6 protein-coding genes are annotated in these 2,694 nt (G+C 69.6%); all 6 read left to right on the forward strand.

The window, feature by feature from the left end; translation table 11 throughout:
- Nucleotides 1-339, forward strand: a 339-nt coding sequence (locus VKG64_17925; protein HKB26917.1) for a hypothetical protein, incomplete at its 5' end; no start/stop codon positions are given.
- Complete coding sequence (locus VKG64_17930) at nt 332-538, forward strand: hypothetical protein (GenBank protein HKB26918.1); 207 nt, start codon at nt 332-334, stop codon at nt 536-538. The genes VKG64_17925 and VKG64_17930, both read left to right, overlap by 8 nt.
- A 9-nt stretch (nt 539-547) precedes the next feature.
- Nucleotides 548-889 carry a hypothetical protein gene (locus VKG64_17935; protein HKB26919.1) on the forward strand — a complete coding sequence of 114 codons (342 nt, stop codon included), beginning with the start codon at nt 548-550 and terminating at the stop codon, nt 887-889.
- A gap of 175 nt (nt 890-1,064) precedes the next feature.
- Nucleotides 1,065-1,289 carry a hypothetical protein gene (locus VKG64_17940; GenBank protein ID HKB26920.1) on the forward strand — a complete coding sequence of 75 codons (225 nt, stop codon included), beginning with the start codon at nt 1,065-1,067 and terminating at the stop codon, nt 1,287-1,289.
- A 51-nt stretch (nt 1,290-1,340) separates the two neighbouring features.
- Nucleotides 1,341-2,384 carry an adenylate/guanylate cyclase domain-containing protein gene (locus VKG64_17945; protein HKB26921.1) on the forward strand — a complete coding sequence of 348 codons (1,044 nt, stop codon included), beginning with the start codon at nt 1,341-1,343 and terminating at the stop codon, nt 2,382-2,384.
- Nucleotides 2,385-2,386: 2 nt separating this feature from the next.
- Nucleotides 2,387-2,694 (forward strand): DUF4398 domain-containing protein (locus tag VKG64_17950; GenBank protein ID HKB26922.1); only part of this gene is annotated, 308 nt, incomplete at its 3' end.

The raw sequence follows: 2,694 nt of genomic DNA on the forward strand, positions 1-2,694 counted from the left end.
CGCGAGATCCCCGCCGGGCCGTTCGAGCTCGTTTACTCGTGCGGCGCCATCCACTACATCGTCCGGCGGGCACGGGCCCGCCTCTTCCGCCGGCTCGAGGCCCTGACGCGCCCCGGGGGGTACCACGCCCACGTCGTGTTCACCGACCGCAGCATCTACGTCGAGAAGGGCGAGCGGATCGATTACTTCGCCGAGGGGGAGCTCGGCCGCGCCTACGCCGACTGGCACATCGTCCAGTCCGAGCCGCTGATGATCACCTGCGACCAGGACGGCATCCCGCATCGCCACAGCGTGGAGCAGTTCATCGCCAGGGAGGCCGGCCCGCCCCGCGATGTTTGAGCCCAACCAGCGGGTCAAGGTGAACCTGAGCGGCCTGACGATCAAGGGCGTGGCCTTCAGTCAGAACGTGCAGGAGGCGCTCGGCACCATCGTCAAGCAGGTCTCCGCCGAGCCCTCCGTGTATCTCGTCGAGCTGCTCTTCAGCTTCAAGGGCGTCAAGCGCGTGGAGGTCCCCGAGGACCGGATCCTGCGCGGATAGGAGGAATCCGTGGCAACGACGGTGGACGAAGTCCTCGCCCGCTTCCCCGAAGTGCCCCGCGACCTGCGGGACGAGCCGGTGCTCGCCGCGTACGTCGCCGCGTTCGGGCCGCTCCTCCGGCTGGCGCAGAAGCCGTCGCCCTGTATGGCCGGGGGCGGGGACATGGAGCACGTCTTCTACACGAGGCTCGTCAACGACCTCGCGATCTACGGCATCGGCCTCGCCCGGCGCGACCGGACGCTCGCGCGGCTCCAGGCGACGCTCGACCAGTGCCGGAAGCAGCCGGCGACGTTCGCGTGCACGCTCGTGCCGCGCAAGGCGCCCGGCGCGAAGCGGGCCGGCTGCTCCTGAGCGCGCGCTCGGGGCATTTTTCCCGCTTGCGGTACGCCCTAGACTTCCGGAGAATCAGGCGAGCCTCGATCCGGGATCTGCGGACGAGGCGGGTATCGAGCTTCGGCGCAGCGGCGCGCCGGCATCTGGCTCGGGCCGCGACCTTCGAAGGCCGTGAGTCCCGCGGAGACGGATCGTGGCGCGTCTCCTTTTCATCGTCTCCCGCACGCTCCCGGCACGATACGAGTACTTCAAGTACGTCTTCGCCAGCGAAACCGTGGACGTGATCTTCGATCGTCGAATGGGGGAGCGGCGTCGGCGTCGGGAGCCCGCCGCCGTCGAGCGACGCCGCGCGGAACGGCGCCGGCAGGACGTCACGCGGTCGCTTGAAACCTTGGGCTGGACCCTGGTGAGACGGTAGTGCTAGTGTCCCATCGTGCCGGCGGCGAGCAATCGAACCGTCATCTGCAGCGTGGTGTTTCTCGACATCGTCGCGTACTCGGAGAAGCCTGTCTCGGAGCAGAGCCAGCTCAAGGAGCGGCTCAACGAATTCCTCGCCGAAGCGCTGTCGGACGTCGCGCCCAACGACCGCGTCATCCTCGATACCGGCGACGGCGCGGCGCTCAGCTTCCTCGGTGACCCGGAAGACGCGCTGTTCGCGAGCCTGAGCCTCCGCGACGCAATCGGGCTGCCGCAGATGGAGGAACCCGAGCTCCAGGTGCGCATCGGCATCAACCTCGGTCCGGTCAGGCTCGTAAAGGACCTCAACGGCCAGCTCAACATCATCGGCGACGGCATAAACGTCGCGCAGCGGGTGATGAGCTTCGCCGCGCCGGGCCAGATTCTCGTGTCGAGGTCCTACTACGAAGTGGTCTCCCGCCTGTCCAAGGACTACGAGCAGCTCTTCCACTACGAGGGGGCGCGCACCGACAAGCACGTGCGCGAGCACGAGGTCTACGCGATCGCCGCGGCCATCAGCCCCCCGCCGCGGCCGTTCCCGCCTGCCGGCCGGCACGCGTCGGAGTCCCGCGCGGAGCAGGGCGGGCTCGTTCCGCTTTCGCCGGGGGCGCGCCTGATCATGAAGGCGCTGCGACACAAGGCGTGGCTCGGCGGGGCGGTCGTCGCGGTCGCCATCGTCGTCAGCGCCGTCGGCCTGCGCGTGGGCCGCGAATCCGCCGAAGCGCCCCACGTGGAGTCGAAGCCTGCGCCGGCGCGGCCGAAGCCCCTGACGCAGCCTCAGGCGCCGGGACCGGCGGTCAGTCCAGGGAAGGAAGCGCGCGCCACCACCGCCGTCGGTCAGCCGGCGGGCCCGGCGGTGGTCACGTTCGCGATCACCCCGTGGGGCGAGATCTACATCGACGGCCAGCGGCGCGGCGTAGCCCCGCCGTTGCGCGACGTCGAGCTCAAACCGGGGAAGCACAAGATCGAGGTCCGCAACGGCGCCTTCCCGCCCTACGTGGAGTCGGTGGACGTGGCGCCGAGTGGCCGGGCGCGCATCAAGCACACGTTCCGATGACGATGGACACCGGGAAGGCGGCGGTCGCGTGGACGCTGGTGGCGCTCGCCGTGGTCCTCGGCGGATGCGGGTCCGGCTCCGGCCAGGGGATCATGAGCGTGTTCCAGAGCAAGGCCCAGCAGGATCTCTCCGCCGGCATCAAAGAGTACGAGGGCGGCAATTACGCCCACGCGGCGAAGCTCCTGCAGGCGAGCCTCGACGCGGGCCTGTCCCCCGCCGATCAGGTCAAGGCCCACAAGTACCTCGCCTTCGTTCATTGCGTCTCGGGCCGCCAGCGGCAGTGCCGGGACGAGTTCGGCGCGGCGCTGAA

It is taken from the genome of Candidatus Methylomirabilota bacterium (assembly GCA_035260325.1).
Lineage (GTDB): Bacteria > Methylomirabilota > Methylomirabilia > Rokubacteriales > CSP1-6 > AR19.